Here is a 16810-nt window from a genome sequence, read left to right on the forward strand (position 1 = left end):
GGAATTTGCATGCAACTTCGATATATATCTATTCCACAGTTTCGCAACCTCCGCAATCTAGAAGTGAACTTTGCCTCAAAGTTAGACCCTATGGAGGGGGGAGCCTCTGACGCCGAACTTAAACACATTCGCAGTCATGCTCTGATTGGTCAGAATGGCATGGGTAAGTCAAATTTTATCGAAGCGTTAATTACCTTGTTTCGCGACGTCGATCTTGATCGCGATGCTGGTTTTGATTACGCACTGGAATACGAAATTCGTGGCCAGGTTGTGCGCATCCACGCAGACACCGCTAAACAAAAACGCCCCTATGTGTGGGTTAATGAAATAAGTGAATCCCAAGGCTATTTACTGAGAAACCGTGAACTATTGCCGTCACATATTTTTGCTTATTACTCCGGTCGTAATGAGCGCATAGAGCAATTGTTCCAAGAGCACCAGCGACGTTTTACATTGCGTCAGGAAATAACTACTGATGAAGTACTCTCCGAACGATTGCTGGAGAATTTTAGCGCCAGCGATGCTGACATTCGTGCACTGGAAGAAGCTAAACGTCGCCGAGATTTACGTTTAAAGCAAGCTGGAGATGATCGTCTGCGTCGCCTTTTCTACTGTCGTGGTGGCCATAGCCAATTGGTACTGTTGGCATGCTTGCTATCTGATGATCCGATATTTCAAAAGGTATTGAAAAACCTGCATATCGAATCATTAGAATCAGCGATATTTGTTTTGAAAGAGCCTCACCGGCTGCGTGAAAAACGTCGTAATAGTAAATTCGATGAGACGGAACTTAATGAAGGAGATCCTCGCTTCTGGTATGCGCGCGGCAACGTAGTGAGTGAGTTCCTAGACAAACTCTGGCAAGTGGCTTGGGCTCCTATTGAACAAGAGGCTAGTAAGCAAATTGATTTTCGTGGTCGCACAGAAAAACAACGACAGTTGTATTTATTTGTGCCGAATAAAGAAAAACTCAAACAATTAGGAGAGTTGGTAGGCGGACCTGATAGCTTCTTCCGCTACGCTGAAGGAGCTTATATCGGTGATTTGATCGAAGAAGTACGTATAGTGGTCAAGAAAAGTGATGAACACGGCGGTAAGGTAAGTTTTACTAACCTTTCTGAGGGTGAGTTGCAAATGCTTACCGTATTGGGGCTAATGCGTATCACACGCGATGACCATTGTCTCTTTTTGTTGGATGAACCCGATACACACCTGAATCCCCTCTGGAAATTACGGTACTTCGAGGACATTGAGAGTGTATTAAGTTCCGAAAAGGGTTCTGTTGCACAAGGTGAATCGCAAATATTGATCACCACTCACGACCCAATGATGATCGGTTCACTCAGAAAAGAACAGGTCCACATTATTCGTAATATTGATGGTAGAACTTTGGTCGAACAACCTGACGAGCATCCCCAAGGTATGGGAGTTTCTGGCTTACTAAAAAGCGAAATGTTTGGTTTACCTTCTACACTAGACCATCACACTTTAAATACTCTTCAACGTCGCAACGATCTGCTAGCCAAGCGTAAACATGAAGGCTTGAATCAAAACGAGCAGCAAGAGCTGGACCATTTAGTAGTTCGCTTGGATGACTTAGGTTTTTCAAGAGAATATCGCGACCCAATGTATCAGCTTTTTATTGAGCAGATGTACAAGGTTAGGAGAAAGCCACTTGACGAGTTGCTTAGTGATGATGAACTTAAAGAACAAAATGCCGTTGCTGAGAAAATCATGGAACAGTTAGTAAAGGCTCAACGAATGGATGACTTGTCATCACTTGCTCAAGAGCTGGCTGAAAGGTTGAAGAGGTAAGCATGCGCAAAGTAATTATTAAGGGTACACCACCAGCTGACTGGGTTGCCGAGGCTGATGCTATTACTGCGTCATTAAAAGCTGCCGCTGATGAAGCGGCTAGACAATTAATACTCGATAAATATGACGGCTTCTGGCGTGATGCTCGTATACGCGATTGGCTTATGGGCCAATTTGCTAACAAATGTTGGTATACCGAAGCAGAGGAATCAATTTCACCGATTCACGTTGATCATTTCCGTCCAAAGGGTCGTGTAAAAAATCTAGATGGGAGTTATGAAGATGGTTATTGGTGGCTTACCTTTAACTGGAAAAATTACGTGATCGCTGGGCATTTGATAAATACCAAGAAAAGTGATCAATTTCCAATAATGGATGGGGAGCACCGCGCGCCAGTGCATTGCTTAGAAATGCAACTAAAACTGGAAGGAGCTGTGTTAATTGATCCATTAACGGATCAGACTCGGTTAATTTCATATGATCGAGATGATGATGGTTGTATTGCTGTATTAGCAGGCGGCATTGATGAATTTGAAAAATTCAAAGCAGAGAAAACAATCGAAATTCTTGGGCTGAATAGAATTGATCGGCTCAACCAAAAACGCGGAAAAAAGTGGGATGAGTGCCTATCAGCTATTGAAGATTATCGGGGTGCTAAAGCACATGGAGCGCAAGCACTAGTTTGGATGATGAAAGAAATGTCGATTGCACGCTTAAAAGAAAAAGTTAGGTACGATCAGGAGTTCTCATCGGTTGCTGAAGCATGTATTCGTAAGCAAGCCCCAGAAGCAGTAATAGCAGCAGTATTTGAACGCTAAAGGTTCAGGGGTAAAGGTGTCTTGTCGCTTGAATCATAAGTTGAGTATGCAATTGCTTGATATAGTATCAAGCGGTTATTTGCGATTAATAAAAATGCCTACAAAAATGTTATATAGTGAAATGCAAAATTAGCGTAGTTTCATAATTAAGCCTATACACATTACATAATTTTAGTATCACCATGCGGTTCTAGAGCAAAGTGGAGTTCAATCGGTTGAGCACACTCGTGCAAAAAGTATTATAGGCAAGATAATCTGTGGCATACCTTGTTGAAAGCTTAACAAGTGAATTTCGAGTCTGTAAATTATTCTGACCTGGCCGCTAGATGTGAATCAGTAACCAGCACTTTTTGTGTATGAATTTTGACCTAATCAGGTAGTTACTGGTTATTACCGCATGTCAATCTCATTGTATCAGATTTTAGTCTCCTTCACTTTTGTAATCATTTCATTTCCTCGTACTTTCACCTTCGTAAAAGTAAGCCTCAGAACTACCAGCTTCAGTTGCTACAGCAATGTAATCAATGCACAGTTATGTATTAGTTTATAACTATTTTCAGAACTAAATCATTTTCGTGAGCAGCAGATATTCCCTTTCTGACAATGCGGAATGCGACAGGTTGTGTCGTTTTTTTGATGATGACTTCGCGCAGGAGCCAACTAATTAACTTATATTTCAAAGCATTAGATGGCTGTAGTTACCCCTACCATTTTTTCAATCCACCTTCCTTTGGTACGACATAACGTGTCGAACTAGTACGTCATAATCTCCCATATCAATATCTGGTTATTTTGGGAGTTCAGGACTGTTCTCACCATGAAAACACAACATGATCATTATGACCGTCTTTCTGTAAGGCTATCGGTCATTATCAGCCGGTTACTGGCTGGCCAATCCTTGGAGCTGAAAGCGCTGGCTAATGAGTTTGGTGTCTCAGAGCGCACTCTACAGCGGGATTTTCAGCAGCGTCTAATCCATCTAGATCTTGAACATTCCAATGGGTGCTACCGACTTATCCGGCGAACTGGTCGAGAGCATTTACCTAATACCTTTACGTTTATCCTCAATTCTGGGATTTCGGGGATCATTCCGGCCCAGAACCGCAGATTAATCCGGCTCATTACCAGTAGCTCTGGGTGCTCACCATGTCTTATCGGACATGGAGGATTGCCATCGCCAATCACCCAAACCACCTGCTTTCTGGAGCTGGCCGAAGCGATCCGTGACTACCGAACCGTCACGCTATTAGTCAATGGTAAAAGCTACGAAGGAGTGGCTCCTCGCCGCCTGATTTTCCAGTCAAGAAACTGGTTTCTTGTGGCTACTCGAGCGAGAAAGCTACAGGTGTTTCGGATGGAAGACGTTAACGCTGTGACTGTTCTTGATACCTCTTTTCGTAGAAAGCCTGAACTTGATGCGCTCACCGCCAGTGAGGAATTTATTTCGGCTCTTCCACACTTTCGTTTCATCAGTGACGTTATTCAGACCTTCAGAGAGTAACTGGCAACGTTCATTTAAACATAAACAAGGAGACCTTTATGGATGACCCGGTAAAGGGCGAAGGCCGGATGATTACTGATGCTAATGGCATCACCAGAAGAGAAGGGGGGATTTCAGTGGTATGGGACAACATGTTTAATGATAGCAATGCGATAAAAGCCGACAGCCCGCCGCTCATACCTGACATCAGGGATATTCTCGATGTTTTCCCTCAGTCGCTGCGGGAAAACCTGGTTAACAAAATCAGTGAAGCTATCGACTATGAACCCGTTATTGGTGTTATGGGAAAGACCGGCGCAGGTAAATCAAGCGTGTGTAATGCGCTATTCCAGGGCGAAGTTTGTGCGATCAGTGACGTTGAAGCCTGTACGCGTGAGGTCCAGGAACTGCGCATACACTTTGGTAAACGTTCGCTGAAGATCATCGATATCCCTGGTGTCGGTGAAAATGTTTTACGAGATAAAGAGTACGAAGATCTATACCGCAATTTGCTTCCTTCACTGGATCTCATCCTCTGGGTGATAAAAGGCGACGATCGAGCTTTTTCTGCAGATGAGTATTTCTACAACAATGTTCTGCTCCCAGCAGGTGGTGGTGAGCGCGTTTTGTTCGTCCTCAACCAGGTTGATAAAATCGAGCCCTTCCGTGAGTGGGATACATACCTGCATCAGCCGTCCCCGGCACAGCGCATTAACATCGAAAAGAAAGAATCTTACATTACTGAACGTTTTGGCTTTACGCGATATCCGGTAATCCCTATTTCCGCCGATGAGGGCTACAACATCCTTCGTCTTGTCGAAACGATGATCCGCGCTTTGCCTGATCGAGCTAAAAGCAGCACAGCCTCGCAGTTTAAGGAAGAGTACAAAACCGATGACGTAAAGACGGAGGCGAAAGGCGGCTTTGCCAGCGTGCTCTCCGGAATACTTGACGACGTTATTGATTCTGTTCCGTTACCTGGTCCCGTCAAAGAGCTGGCCCGTAAGGGGAAAGATAGGGTTATTGAGTGGGCGGGTAACGTCTGGGACCATTTTTTTGGATAAGGAAAGCATTTAATGAAACTACTAGTTGTTCCTGCATTGTTTATATCGTTATTTGCTGCCCAGTCTGCTTATGCAGGCGGAGGCTACGACTTGCAGTGCATGCTTGAAAACGGCGAGCAAATGACGCTCAGTCATGCCAGTCATACTGTTTATATCAGTTTTGAAAGGCCCGGTGGTGATTCCGAAGAGGGAGGTTCAGTCATTAAACTGGACATTCCTTCCGGTGAGGCGAAGCAAACTGTCATCGCTAAATCAGAGGCGGGAACCGCTTCTTTCACTCTGCGCGGAGAAAGTGACGATATCGAAGGCGCTGTTGCTGTCAATTATTCGGAATATGATGGTACAGGCGATGCTTATTACACGGCCATGAATTCACTCGGGCAGGAAACCAGCACCGTATCCTGCAAACCGGGTACGATTAACGTTTCCAGGAATCTCCTCCAGAACGGTATTAATGGCGTGGGTAGCCAGCAGGCGAATAAACTTGCACCTTCTCAACAACAGCAGGCACAGCAACCTACAACACCTCCGTTTAAAGTACAGTTCGGCAGCACAGTCAGCAATGAAGGCTGGAATACCAGATATGGCGTTATTCAGCTCACTATCACTGATGACAACGTGGTACTGAAATCCATTCGGGTTAACCGGGGGAACTGTAAAATGGAGAGCATCGGTAACAGAACCCTGCCAGCCAAATATCATTTCGGTGATGTGGCCACGTTCAAATATATGAAATGTGACCGTATTATCGAAGCCAGTATTGCGACCGATTCCGGCAGCTGGACCTTCAATAATTAAATTTAACTATGGTGAGTCCGGGGAGTAAGTGTCAGTCAATTATCCGACACTTCCTCCTTTTAATTATGTTTAACCCCACCGGGATGTCATTCATTTCACCCCTACAGCGCCCCGTAAAAATAACGCGCAACAACAGCCCTGCCAGACGTTTACTGACATAGCGCTTGTGTCGGGTTAGTGTTACGGATAAGGGCGCGTGGTAGTGGCCTCAAGGGCATTATTTGCGGGATTCTTCTATGCGCTCCATCAGCCAGCGCCTGACATCACTTTCCCGCCAGCGGGAACTGCGGCCAAACTTGATGGGTCTCGGGAACAGACCGTCCTTAATCAGCTTGTAGAACCACTTATCGGTTAGGCCCGTAAATGTGGTGATAAATATCATGTCCACTAGCTTATCGTTCATCAGCTCGGTCTCGGGAGTCGGAAGATTGTTCATGACGATTGTCCTTCTGTCTTTGAGTGGGTAAAAGACAGGAGCAGAACTAACCTTTTGATTTAAGGTCATGTTGCGTGCTCCGTCATTACAATCACTTCTCCGGTAATAAATTACTTTTCGCTTTGGCCTTAAACTGACTACAGCCAAAATTACGCTCACCGTCATCATTTTCTTTGGAGCGTTTTTTGGCGAGATAGCAGATCCTCTTCAGGTAACCCTCATAATCAGAACTGTGGGTTCCCTCTTTGCGGTTCAGCTCAAATACACCCGCCAGATGATAACTGACCTTCTCCTTCGCTTTACCCTTCAGTTTCAGCGCATGGGACCACGCCTTAGCTGCCATCGTTAGCAATAATCCTCTTCCGGTACCCTTAACCCCGAGTTTCAGCATCATGCAACTGAACACCTCACGGTTAACCAGCAGCACCAGGTGATAATGCTTATTGCCATTAAGCTCACCGAACTCTCTGGCCCATGCGTAATACATCGGGCAAGGGTATATGCGTTTACCTTCTCTGCTGCGTCTCTTCAGATAAGCGACTATTTGTGCCTTAAGAGAGGCAATAAAACGGGTTATCACCGCAGATTCATATCCCTTATGTTGGTTATGCTGCGGCAGGCTTAAATCTAGCCCGAAGGCTAGAACACGGGCATGTTCATTCATCACGAAGGCTGTCAGCGCTTCAAGACGCTGCATATGATAAGCATTCTTCTCGCTGTTACATTCTTTGAGTATCATTTCAGGGCTCTCATGTTGTGGGTAACATACCCATGAGAGCCTTGGTAACTTTTAACGTAGGTACAGGACGATCAAAGAAAACACTGCCTCACTCTATAACTGGCTTGAGTCTCTGCTGATAGCTTTACTCTCTCTTAACGGTTCTATACCCACTTCCCTGTGGATCTCTGTATGCCCTATATCTGTAAGGTACTGTTCATACTGTAGGGAACAACAATAAACATATAATTAGTATCCGGCAGTAAATAATCACTGAAGTCACCGCCTGTCACTCCGTATACCCCAGCTGTATCGGGTTTCTGGCTGTTATTACTCCTCCCATTCGGACTAAAACCACTCTTAAGTTATCCCGGTACGCTGACTACGGAGCTATTTCTTGCCCCGATTTGCGGATGAACATTTTACTGGCGCTCATGCAACCATAGCGGATATTGCCGAAAGCAGTTGCTTTTGTATGAAACACTCTCTTGATTTAAAGCAGTTTTTAAAAAGGTGCCGCACTGTTAAAATCTAAAAAGTGCTGCACCTTATAAGGAATGTGTGATGGTAAGTAAAAAAAGGATAACGGTTAATCTTTCCTATCCTGAACTTCATCAGATGATAGTGGGTCTGGCGAAGAGAACAGGTAGTAGTAGTTCAGCTGTGATTCAGGACATGATTTTGGATGCCTTGAAGTACAGGATGGAAAACGATTCACTTTTACCTTCAGGTAAACTGGTGGCGAATAAAAATCTGGTGCCGGAAAAGGTTTTCAATGCAGGTTTTGAAATCAATAATTTGACTATTGATGGAATAGTCAGGGGAGTAACCGATGCGTTTCATCGTTTGTTCCAGAGAGATAGTTTTATCGAAACGCTTCCTTACATCATGTTTAGTGACGTGCCAAAGCCTGCGGAAGCGATAAACAAGAGGGATATACTCAGAAGAGTAATTGCATACCTACAGACAAAACTTCATGTCCCTGATAATAGTGAATTCAAACCGGCGTTATTTTTATTTTTCATCGGAAAGGTAACAGTAAAATATAGACAGCACACCGCTGATGGCCTCGAAGTGAAAATTGATTATTCATGCAAGGTGATTCCTGTACATACTAAAAGATCAAACGACGATGAAGCGCTTTTGTTCGATCTGAACAACATTAAGTACAGAACATTTCATGACATGGCCAAAAATGGATGGAACAGAAAAAAACATTCACACCAGTTGTATATTAATGGTCTGGAAGGCATGCGTGGGGGCGGTTTTTTTGTCGGGGTTTTGTATGAGCCGCAATCACCAGATGAACTGGCTACCCCATTAGAGGGAGACTTTATTAGCAGCACAGGTCTCAGATATCGATTTTTTAGTCACCCATCAACGGTTAAAATCATAAAGGATCATTTTCCGAAATCAGTCACTATTGACCCGAATGGAACCACCTACACAGTAAAAGAAAAAACTATACAAGATTTGGACACGCTCAACCGGGCTATCAGGAAGCAGAATGCTGGCTGGTAATATTTAAATTACAGTCGTTTTTATCTCTGTACTATCCGTGTGATCTCACCCGAATTTAACACAATCTTTTTTCACCATTCACTTTCAGAAAAGACCATGCCTCACTCTGAGGCATGGTCTTTTTTTCATATCTCAATAAGGAACTAATAATGACACGTTTAGCCAGCCGCTTCGGCGCAGTCAATCTTGTTCGACGCGACCGCCCGCTAACCCGCGATGAACTGGCGCATTATGTGCCGAGTGTATTCAGCGAAGAAAAGCATGAATCCCGCAGCGATCGGTACACATACATTCCGACCATTACCCTGCTTGATAACCTGCAACGTGAAGGCTTTCAGCCATTCTTTGCATGCCAGACTAGAGTCCGAGACCAGAGCAAACGCGAACATACTAAGCACATGTTACGTCTGCGTCGCGAAGGCCAGATCACTGGCAAGCAGGTGCCTGAAATCATACTGCTTAATAGCCACGACGGCTCCAGCTCATACCAGATGCTACCGGGATTATTCAGATCGGTTTGCCAGAATGGACTAATTTGCGGTGAGAGTTTTGGTGAGGTGCGGGTGCCGCATAAAGGCAATGTTGTGGAAAAAGTCATTGAAGGGGCTTACGAAGTGCTGGGGATATTTGACCGAGTAGAAGAGAAGCGCGATGCCATGCAGTCGCTTTTGTTACCACCAACAGCACAGCAGGCGATGGCGAAAGCGGCATTAACTTATCGTTTTGGTGAAGAGCATCAGCCGGTGACGGAATCGCAGATCCTATCCCCGCGCCGCTGGCAGGATGAAAGTAACGACCTGTGGACCACTTATCAGCGCATTCAGGAAAACCTGATTAAAGGCGGTCTGTCTGGACGAACCACCAAAGGTAAACACGCCCATACACGCGCTGTAAAAAGTATCGACGGTGATGTGAGGCTTAACCGTGCTCTGTGGGTGATGGCTGAGAATATGCTGCAGCTTGCCTCATGAACCTTTTTATTATCCCTTCCCTCAGGCCTTGCCAATAAACCGGCGAGGCTTTTTGTTTCAAGGAACAAATATGTCTGTATTTAATTTATCCCCGGTATTTCCTGCAAACGAGCAACGCGTCATTCGTCGTGCATTACGTCTGCTGGAGAAATACCAGCGTCAACCGAGTGAGCCATTTACCTCCACCAGCTTTACTAAAACCTGGCTGCAATTACAGATGGCTCATCAGGAACGTGAAGTTTTTATCGTGATGTATCTCGACAATCAACACTGCCTGCTGGGATGCGAAACACTGTTTACCGGCACACTCAGCCATACCGAAGTGCATCCCCGCGAAGTGGTTAAATTGGCCCTAAAACACAATGCCGCTGCGGTAATTCTGGCGCATAACCATCGGTCAGGTACGATAGAAATCAGTCAGCAGGATAAACACATTACTCAGCGGATAGTGAAAGCGTTAGCACTGGTAGAAGTGCGAGTGCTGGATCATTTGGTTGTTGGGAATGAAGTGGTTTCTTTCGCTGAGCAGGGTTTGCTTTAAACGGAGGTTTTCATGCCATTCACACCACCCTATGAATGGGGGCTACAAAGCGATATCACCCCACGATTTGGCGCTAGATTAGTCCAGGAAAGCAACCGTCTGCATTATCTGGCTGACAGGGCTGAATTGACGGGGGAATTTACCCCGAAGCAACTGCAGAAACTGGATCAAGCTTTCCCGCTGTTTATCAGTCAATTGGAAGCAATGCTGCGTTCTGGCGAGCTAAATCCACAGCAGCAACATCAGGTGACCATTCAACTTGCGAGTCTAACCTGTATAGCTGATACCCGAGGTAGCTGCGGCTACGTTTACATTTCTATTTATCCAACCCCATAACACCTTCTCTCTTCTCCTTTTCTCAGGACTCAACCCATGCACATTTCATCTGTACCGGCCACGGTGCCGGTTTCGTCACGCCTGTCGCCCGTAATGGTGTGGCAGCAACTTTTAACGTATCTGCTGGAACACCATTACGGCCTCACACTAAACGACACGCCATTCCATAACGACGCCGCCATTGAGGAGCATATTGATGCGGGAATCACGCTCGCCGATGCGGTTAATTTCCTAGTGGAACGTTATGAACTGGTACGCATTGATCGCAAAGGATTCACCTGGCAGGAGCAGACACCGTTCCTGACCGCCACCGACATTCTTAGAGCCAGGCGAGCTACTGGATTAATAAATACTTGAATTCTTCAAGTCTCATTCCTGATTTTTACTTCTGAACTTCCCACCTTTTTTATTCATCGCATAATGCGCCTGCCACTCCCGGCAGGCGTGTTTGCTTTAATGGACGATTAACGATGCAAACAGAACCCGACGTGTTAACGGAACCCAATGAACTCATCCTTTCGACTAGTATCGAACGGATTGTCACCGGTTGATATTCCAGACAATCACAGACTGAGAAACGTCGCCAGCAGATTTGTGCCGTATTTCAGCCAATCTCAGATATTGATGGGGAACAAGATTGGGCTATGAAGCTCGGATAGCGTGTTTAATTGGCAATACCAAATCAAAGGTATAAGGAAAAATACAATCTTCAATGACCCTTCCACGTAGTACCTTTCATAATCATATGCCAACCATCCTCTCCGCTGATAATCTTTAACATCGGCGTGCCACCCGCAGACAACCCATCAATAAAATTAGACAAGTAAAGATACTGTTTTGCAAAGCGAATACTCATTCTCACTCGTGAAGATAGTGAGTCCTGATTGATGTTTGCTCTAATGTATTCTCTGACATATTTATCGCGCCAATTAGACCACTGAGACTTATAGCTCTCGATCTCAAGATCCACAAAATCAAAGACATTTTCCCTGAGTGAAAGTGCGGTTTCCATTACCAGCACTTCGTAATCAGTCTCAAATTCTTTTGTATCCGAAAGCAGTTGATAAATATCCCTAAACTCTAAAAGATTTTGGTAAACGAGGAGATTTGCTTTTTGCTGTATCTTAAGCGATTTCAGCGTTGTTTTGACGGCTATCGATTTTAGCTTTTTGAGCTCATCAGTGATCATTTCGGCTTCATGGAGCTTTTCCTGAAATTTAACTGAGTTACCTCCTATCGAAAACTCAGTTATCGATGGTAACAACGCGTAAACAGAAGCGCCCAGACAACCAGAAACGATAAATGCTACAAAAGCAGTTCCATCGAGTAATCCGGAAATCAGCAGAGCGACACCTAGAATCACAACAGCTACAAAAAGAGATACATTCAGCAATTTTTTCATCCGTGAAGACCTTTTGGACTGATTTTATACGAAGTTGAGTGTTAGATAATTTCGGCTAGCTTAAGCTACCAACATACGCGATCGCGATTTTTTCAATATTTTCAATTGGTAATGAGTTATTTAAATCAATTAGTATCACTAAGCTGTTAGTGATATCCATTTTGTTTGGTCTTTAAATGATGATAACTCATTTTCCCTTCCCAGAGGCCAAGGCCGCACTCAAAGACTGCTTAATGTGAAGAAATGTGGCAAGTCAAGCAATGGATCGAAAACGTTTCTCGATATCTTATTGACTAAAATGAAACGTTGCTGCATCCTTTCTTTAATCGAAAAAGGAGCATAATCATGATAACTAACATTTCCTCTCTTGAATTAGGCCAGTATCTAACACTAGTACGTGAACGTGCCGGAATTAAGCAAGCTGAACTAGCCCGTAGGGTAACCTGGAGCGCAGCAGTACTATCTCGTATAGAGAGTGGGGACCGTTCGGTAGAGTCGGGGGAGCTGTCAATGCTGTTGGAAGCGATTGATACTCCAGAGGCTCTGCGTCTTCGTACAATTCTTGAACGTCACTGGCAGATAATTGAGCGTCCGAGCCTTGACCACCCCGATCAGGATCTTTTGTGGTCTGCAGAAGAAGTTGCCAAGCAGCTTATGGAGTTAGCTCAAAAACCCGACACAAAAAATGCCTTCGAACGCCGTCTATCTACTTACGTGGGTGAATTGAAGGCTTCGGCAAACTTATTACTCAAACGTGAGCATCAAGTAGCATTTATTGGCAGTATTGGTATAGGTAAATCCACTGCAATCTGCAGACTTACTGGTCTTGAGGTCTCCAACACGGATGCTCACCCTTCGGCTCCTGTACTTGAGGCTGGTGCTGGGGGTATTACAGTTTGTGAAGTACACCTTCGTCAGGGGCCTAGTTATGGACTTCTTATTGAACCATGTCTGGATGACGTTATTCGTGCTCATGTCACCGATTTTGCAGAATATATTCGAGGTATAGGCATCCAAGGGGGGAGCGGAGATGAATCTCAGGGAATTTCAAAAGAAATTGAGAGAGCGATCCGCAATCTTGCCAGATTGCGAATCAGCAAAAGCAAAGGAGTGGACGGAAAAACAGTTCGTCATGATGAAGCTAAAGAGCTTGCTAGCAAATTCTGCAGTACCCGCGAAGTTGTTGTCGAGATTCTGTCTAGAATGGAACTTCCTCGACGTGACCGCCGTGATGTTTGGTATGATGCCAGCACGGGAAAACAGCCTCTTAATTGGCTAAAAGACACGTTTGAGGAAGTCAACAATGGTCGTCATCCTGAATTTACACTTCCTGCACGCATTGAAGTAATAGTACCAGATCACCTGCTTCCGATAGATAATCTGTCAGTACGTTTTATAGATACCAAAGGGATTGATCGTACATCAGCTCGAGCAGACCTCGAATGCCTTCTTGATGATCCTCATACACTAGCTATCCTTTGTTCTGGTTTTAACAATGCACCGGCTGCGGAAGCTAGACTACTTCTCGAGCGAGCTAAAGATGCAGGTATCCGCGGTCTTATCCAAAAGGCAGCATTACTAGTACTCCCTCGTTCAGGCGAAGCTCTTGAAGTAAAAGATGAGATGGGAATGAGAGTTGAGAATGCGGAAGAAGGTTATGAACTGAAGCATGAACAAATATCCATGAGTCTAGCACCTCTTGGAATATCTGAATTAGCCGTCGGCTTTTTTGACTCTCGCCAGGATGACCCTAAATTGTTCCAGGCGTTTCTATCAGAACGGCTGAATTATGTACGTCAGTCTTTCGCCCATCAGTTGAGTGAAATCATCACTAATGCCAACGCTCTTCTGCAAAACTATGAACTGGCTCAAACTCAAGAAGTCATCCGTCAAGCGGCACAACAACTGCGAACTTGGATCAACCGACATCGTTCGCTTGAACATTTAAATATGCATGTTCAGGACAGCCTTATTGAGCAGTTGGGCTACGCCTACGCAGCAACTGTTAGAGCCTCTGTAAATCGGGAAGGGGACTGGTACAACTTTAATTTTGGTCATCACCTTGGATATGGTGCAAGAAAAATAGCGGTTCAATCACTCAGTTCTGCAGTCTCGGGGTTTGCTGAGATTTGCCAGAACATGGCAGAAACACCTGAACTTGAAGAAGCAAATGAATTACTTGGACAATCCCAGCGTTTACTCCAGACAGCTTATGACGAGCTACTGTCTAAAATTCAACTTATGGGTCAAACATCTTTCCGCGATGAATTAAAACAGGATAGAAATTTCTGGAATAGTTGCCAGAGAGAATGGGGGCAAGGTAGTGGCTACAAAGGCAGGATTGCTGCCCATAGTCGAGACTGGTTTAACAACCCGGAGAAAAAACGGCTTGAGGATGAACTGTGGTCAATGATTCAACGTGAATGGGATTTGGCGCTAACCCGGGTTGAATCGTTACTGATTACCGACGAATAAATAGTAAGGTAAGTACCAGATGCATAACAAAACTTCTAGTTAAGAATTATGCGACAGGTTGCTACTGGAGAACTTTCAGAACTCTGTGTCACGTAAAAACTTTACAGCGTCATCACATTATTCAGACGATTATGTTCAGAGTTGTTGGGAATTTTGAGCCTATGGTAAAAGCTTATTGACCCACCCTAAACCTTGCTTTGATAGCCATACCAGTGTTGTACTGGTATGGTTTTGTGCCCATCTGAGGTGTCTATTTATTGTACGGATTTTAACTTGTGGGTACAAGTGCGGGTATGACTATTTATTCCTGTTTATAAACATCATTGATATCAGTCTATTAGGTGTGAAATTCGAGTCCGGCCTTCGCACCATAAGTATGTAAATGGACCTCAACTGAGGTCTTTTTTTATGCGTAAAATCCAGCATTTACCTACCTTTCTCGCTATATTAACTCTCTCAAGGTCAACCGACTTCAACCCACAGCAACCGGTAAATGTTGGTACATGCGTTGGTATTCTCGGTTCGATATTATTTATACCAACAAAGGGGGGTGACCAATGGTGACCTGCTCCCCGTTGATTAATACACCGCGTTGTCGTGACAGTTGCCACGACGGCTCATACTGCCCTCCAGACCGTGTGATTTCAGGAACGACTGCCACTCATGGCTTGTGTACTGACTACCTTGGTCAGAATGAACCAGCACCTGTTTTTGGGGATTACGTCGCCACACGGCCATCAAAAGCGCATTCAGAACAATATCTTTTGTCATCCGGGGTTGCATTGACCAGCCGATAACTTTGCGCGAGAACAGGTCAACAACTACGGCCAGATACAGCCAGCCTTCGTGGGTTCGGATGTAAGTTATGTCTGTTACCCAACGTTCATCCGGAGCTTCCGGGTTGAACTGTCGCTGGAGCCTGTTGGGTGTCACGATACTGACTTCACCTTTACGCGTTCGTGGGCTTCGATATCCGACCTGAGCCTTTATCCCGGCACGTTTCATCAGTCGCCAGACTCTGTTGACTCCGCACTGTTGCCCGCTGTCCCGCAGATCCAGATGGATCTTGCGATAACCATAGACGCATCCCGATTCCAGCCAGAACTGTTTAATCTGTCCTGTCAGTCTCAGGTCTGCCTGATGGCGTTGTGAATGCGGCTGCTGAAGCCAGGCGTAAAAACCACTGGGATGAACATCCAGCATCCGACAGAGCAGGCGAACAGGCCAGCAACGGGCGTTGTCACGGATAAAGGCGTACCTCAGTCGGACAGTTTTGCGAAGTACGCCGCGGCTTTTTTTAATATGTCCCGTTCGTCAGTAACCCGCTTCAGCTCTTTCTGGAGCCGGCGGATCTCGGCCTGAGCATCTGACTGTTCTTTATTAGTGGAAGAATCCGGACCGTACTTTTTTATCCATGCATAAAGGCTGTGGGTGGTGATATCCAGACGTGTTGCAACGCTGGAAACAGAATGGCCACGATCAACAACCTGTTTGACTGCTTCGATTTTAAACTCTTCTGGATAACGCTTACCGCTCATGGGCACCTCTCTTTAAGCCATCTTAAATGACTCTGAGGTGTCTGTTAAACCTGTGGCGATTCATCATTCGAAACAGCAAAAGTTCGATTTATTCAACAAAGCCAACCAGAATTACAAATACATGTTATTTAGCAAACTGGATACCTGAAGACGGTTCGTCAATAAGCAGTTGGTAGTTTACGCAAATAAAATAAAGCGCCTTGCTTAATTTTTATATAGTTGCCCGCTTTGAGTTCCGCCAATATCTTAAACGTCTGGCTACGCGATAACAGCGTCCTGACTTGAATAAACGACTGGACGTTAATCTGCTGGCGAATCTCTTCTGGATAAAGCCATAGCTCTGTCAGTAATGTCCGCACTTTAGTATAGGCATCAGCTCCCACCAGTTCACTGACCTTAACATTCAGAATCATGAATTGATGAGCCAGAATTCGATTTACGTCATGCCACAAATTATATTCACTAATTTTCATGGAAAACAGACTCGCAGGCAATGAATAGCCAATGCACTCGGTTTGCGGCAATATATAATACTGTGAACGATGCTTGATGTGGCTAAAATCTTCATGCACATCAATTAGCCCTATAATTGTTGGTGCTAAAAATAGTGCTAAATGTATTCCAGACTTACAGGGTGTCTTTTCTCTCCCCCAAAAAAAACAGCCTTTCTGCAATAATAAAACGGATGTTTTTCCGCTATCAGGAGAAGTAATATAAAAAGGTTGCTGGACAGGCAATTTAATAGGTGTGCTAAACGATATTAATTTTTTGATTAATTTATCAACCACCTCTATTGGGCGAACCTCCAATAAAAATTTAAAATAATCTTGCTTTTCCTGTCCTAAGGTCATTTCCATTTCAGTATCTAATCTCATTAATATTTTTTCCGGAATATCC

General features: G+C 44.7%; 15 protein-coding genes and 1 pseudogene. 11 read left to right on the top strand and 5 right to left on the bottom strand.

Features of this window, described 5'->3' with window-relative positions; all coding sequences use genetic code 11:
• Positions 1-9: 9 nt before the first annotated feature.
• The 5 genes from NNO04_RS05270 (at position 10) to NNO04_RS05290 (ending at position 5975) form a co-directional block, all read left to right on the top strand.
• Positions 10-1815: an AAA family ATPase gene (locus NNO04_RS05270; protein WP_271443779.1), complete on the top strand. Its 1806-nt coding sequence runs from the start codon at positions 10-12 to the stop codon at positions 1813-1815.
• A gap of 2 nt (positions 1816-1817) precedes the next feature.
• Complete coding sequence (locus tag NNO04_RS05275) at positions 1818-2633, top strand: hypothetical protein (protein WP_271443780.1); 816 nt, start codon at positions 1818-1820, stop codon at positions 2631-2633.
• 817 nt (positions 2634-3450) lie between these two features.
• Positions 3451-4134 (top strand): WYL domain-containing protein, encoded by a 684-nt coding sequence (locus NNO04_RS05280; RefSeq protein WP_271443781.1) that lies wholly within the window; start codon positions 3451-3453, stop codon positions 4132-4134.
• A 38-nt stretch (positions 4135-4172) separates the two neighbouring features.
• Complete coding sequence (locus tag NNO04_RS05285) at positions 4173-5177, top strand: GTPase family protein (protein WP_271443782.1); 1005 nt, start codon at positions 4173-4175, stop codon at positions 5175-5177.
• A 12-nt stretch (positions 5178-5189) separates the two neighbouring features.
• Positions 5190-5975, top strand: a complete 786-nt coding sequence (locus NNO04_RS05290) for a hypothetical protein (RefSeq protein ID WP_271443783.1) — start codon at positions 5190-5192, stop codon at positions 5973-5975.
• A gap of 217 nt (positions 5976-6192) precedes the next feature.
• On the opposite strand, the gene NNO04_RS05295 is transcribed toward NNO04_RS05290, so the two are convergent.
• Both NNO04_RS05295 and NNO04_RS05300 read right to left on the bottom strand, forming a co-directional pair.
• Positions 6193-6411, bottom strand: coding sequence for a helix-turn-helix transcriptional regulator (locus NNO04_RS05295; RefSeq protein ID WP_271443784.1), 219 nt, complete (start codon positions 6409-6411; stop codon positions 6193-6195).
• A 91-nt stretch (positions 6412-6502) separates the two neighbouring features.
• Positions 6503-7150 (bottom strand): inovirus Gp2 family protein, encoded by a 648-nt coding sequence (locus NNO04_RS05300; protein WP_271443785.1) that lies wholly within the window; start codon positions 7148-7150, stop codon positions 6503-6505.
• A gap of 543 nt (positions 7151-7693) precedes the next feature.
• Between NNO04_RS05300 and NNO04_RS05305 the strand changes: the two genes are divergently transcribed.
• The 5 genes from NNO04_RS05305 (at position 7694) to NNO04_RS05325 (ending at position 10855) form a co-directional block, all read left to right on the top strand.
• Positions 7694-8650 (top strand): hypothetical protein, encoded by a 957-nt coding sequence (locus tag NNO04_RS05305; protein ID WP_271443786.1) that lies wholly within the window; start codon positions 7694-7696, stop codon positions 8648-8650.
• A 149-nt stretch (positions 8651-8799) separates the two neighbouring features.
• Positions 8800-9621 carry a DUF932 domain-containing protein gene (locus tag NNO04_RS05310; RefSeq protein WP_271443787.1) on the top strand — a complete coding sequence of 274 codons (822 nt, stop codon included), beginning with the start codon at positions 8800-8802 and terminating at the stop codon, positions 9619-9621.
• Between the two features lie 70 nt (positions 9622-9691).
• Positions 9692-10162, top strand: coding sequence for a JAB domain-containing protein (locus NNO04_RS05315; RefSeq protein WP_271443788.1), 471 nt, complete (start codon positions 9692-9694; stop codon positions 10160-10162).
• A gap of 12 nt (positions 10163-10174) precedes the next feature.
• Positions 10175-10498 (top strand): type IV toxin-antitoxin system YeeU family antitoxin, encoded by a 324-nt coding sequence (locus tag NNO04_RS05320; protein ID WP_258925794.1) that lies wholly within the window; start codon positions 10175-10177, stop codon positions 10496-10498.
• A gap of 36 nt (positions 10499-10534) precedes the next feature.
• On the top strand, positions 10535-10855 hold the full coding sequence (locus tag NNO04_RS05325) for a TA system toxin CbtA family protein (protein ID WP_271443789.1): 321 nt from the start codon (positions 10535-10537) through the stop codon (positions 10853-10855).
• Between the two features lie 352 nt (positions 10856-11207).
• Here the strand turns inward: NNO04_RS05325 and NNO04_RS05330 are convergent, their stop codons facing one another.
• Positions 11208-11900 carry a hypothetical protein gene (locus NNO04_RS05330; protein WP_096823268.1) on the bottom strand — a complete coding sequence of 231 codons (693 nt, stop codon included), beginning with the start codon at positions 11898-11900 and terminating at the stop codon, positions 11208-11210.
• Positions 11901-12245: 345 nt separating this feature from the next.
• On the opposite strand from NNO04_RS05330, the gene NNO04_RS05335 reads away from it, so the two are divergent.
• A complete protein-coding gene (locus NNO04_RS05335; protein WP_271443790.1) occupies positions 12246-14375 on the top strand; it encodes a helix-turn-helix domain-containing protein in 2130 nt (709 codons plus the stop codon).
• 585 nt (positions 14376-14960) lie between these two features.
• Here the strand turns inward: NNO04_RS05335 and NNO04_RS05340 are convergent.
• Both NNO04_RS05340 and NNO04_RS05345 read right to left on the bottom strand, forming a co-directional pair.
• Positions 14961-15913 (bottom strand): annotated as a pseudogene (locus NNO04_RS05340) (IS3 family transposase); the annotation flags it as partial.
• Positions 15914-16071: 158 nt separating this feature from the next.
• The coding region (locus NNO04_RS05345) for a helix-turn-helix domain-containing protein (protein ID WP_271443791.1) at positions 16072-16810 on the bottom strand (739 nt) is incomplete at its 5' end.

This window comes from Citrobacter sp. Awk 4 (assembly GCF_028069725.1).
GTDB lineage: Bacteria > Pseudomonadota > Gammaproteobacteria > Enterobacterales > Enterobacteriaceae > Citrobacter_D.

Excerpts from the sequence above, each read along its gene's own strand:
- NNO04_RS05270 (WP_271443779.1), top strand. The coding sequence starts at position 10 with ATGCAACTTCGATATATATCTATTCCACAGTTTCGCAACCTCCGCAAT.
- NNO04_RS05275 (WP_271443780.1), top strand. The coding sequence starts at position 1,818 with ATGCGCAAAGTAATTATTAAGGGTACACCACCAGCTGACTGGGTTGCC.
- NNO04_RS05280 (WP_271443781.1), top strand. The coding sequence starts at position 3,451 with ATGAAAACACAACATGATCATTATGACCGTCTTTCTGTAAGGCTATCG.
- NNO04_RS05285 (WP_271443782.1), top strand. The coding sequence starts at position 4,173 with ATGGATGACCCGGTAAAGGGCGAAGGCCGGATGATTACTGATGCTAAT.
- NNO04_RS05290 (WP_271443783.1), top strand. The coding sequence starts at position 5,190 with ATGAAACTACTAGTTGTTCCTGCATTGTTTATATCGTTATTTGCTGCC.
- NNO04_RS05295 (WP_271443784.1), bottom strand. The coding sequence starts at position 6,411 with ATGAACAATCTTCCGACTCCCGAGACCGAGCTGATGAACGATAAGCTA.
- NNO04_RS05300 (WP_271443785.1), bottom strand. The coding sequence starts at position 7,150 with ATGATACTCAAAGAATGTAACAGCGAGAAGAATGCTTATCATATGCAG.
- NNO04_RS05305 (WP_271443786.1), top strand. The coding sequence starts at position 7,694 with ATGGTAAGTAAAAAAAGGATAACGGTTAATCTTTCCTATCCTGAACTT.
- NNO04_RS05310 (WP_271443787.1), top strand. The coding sequence starts at position 8,800 with ATGACACGTTTAGCCAGCCGCTTCGGCGCAGTCAATCTTGTTCGACGC.
- NNO04_RS05315 (WP_271443788.1), top strand. The coding sequence starts at position 9,692 with ATGTCTGTATTTAATTTATCCCCGGTATTTCCTGCAAACGAGCAACGC.
- NNO04_RS05320 (WP_258925794.1), top strand. The coding sequence starts at position 10,175 with ATGCCATTCACACCACCCTATGAATGGGGGCTACAAAGCGATATCACC.
- NNO04_RS05325 (WP_271443789.1), top strand. The coding sequence starts at position 10,535 with ATGCACATTTCATCTGTACCGGCCACGGTGCCGGTTTCGTCACGCCTG.
- NNO04_RS05330 (WP_096823268.1), bottom strand. The coding sequence starts at position 11,900 with ATGAAAAAATTGCTGAATGTATCTCTTTTTGTAGCTGTTGTGATTCTA.
- NNO04_RS05335 (WP_271443790.1), top strand. The coding sequence starts at position 12,246 with ATGATAACTAACATTTCCTCTCTTGAATTAGGCCAGTATCTAACACTA.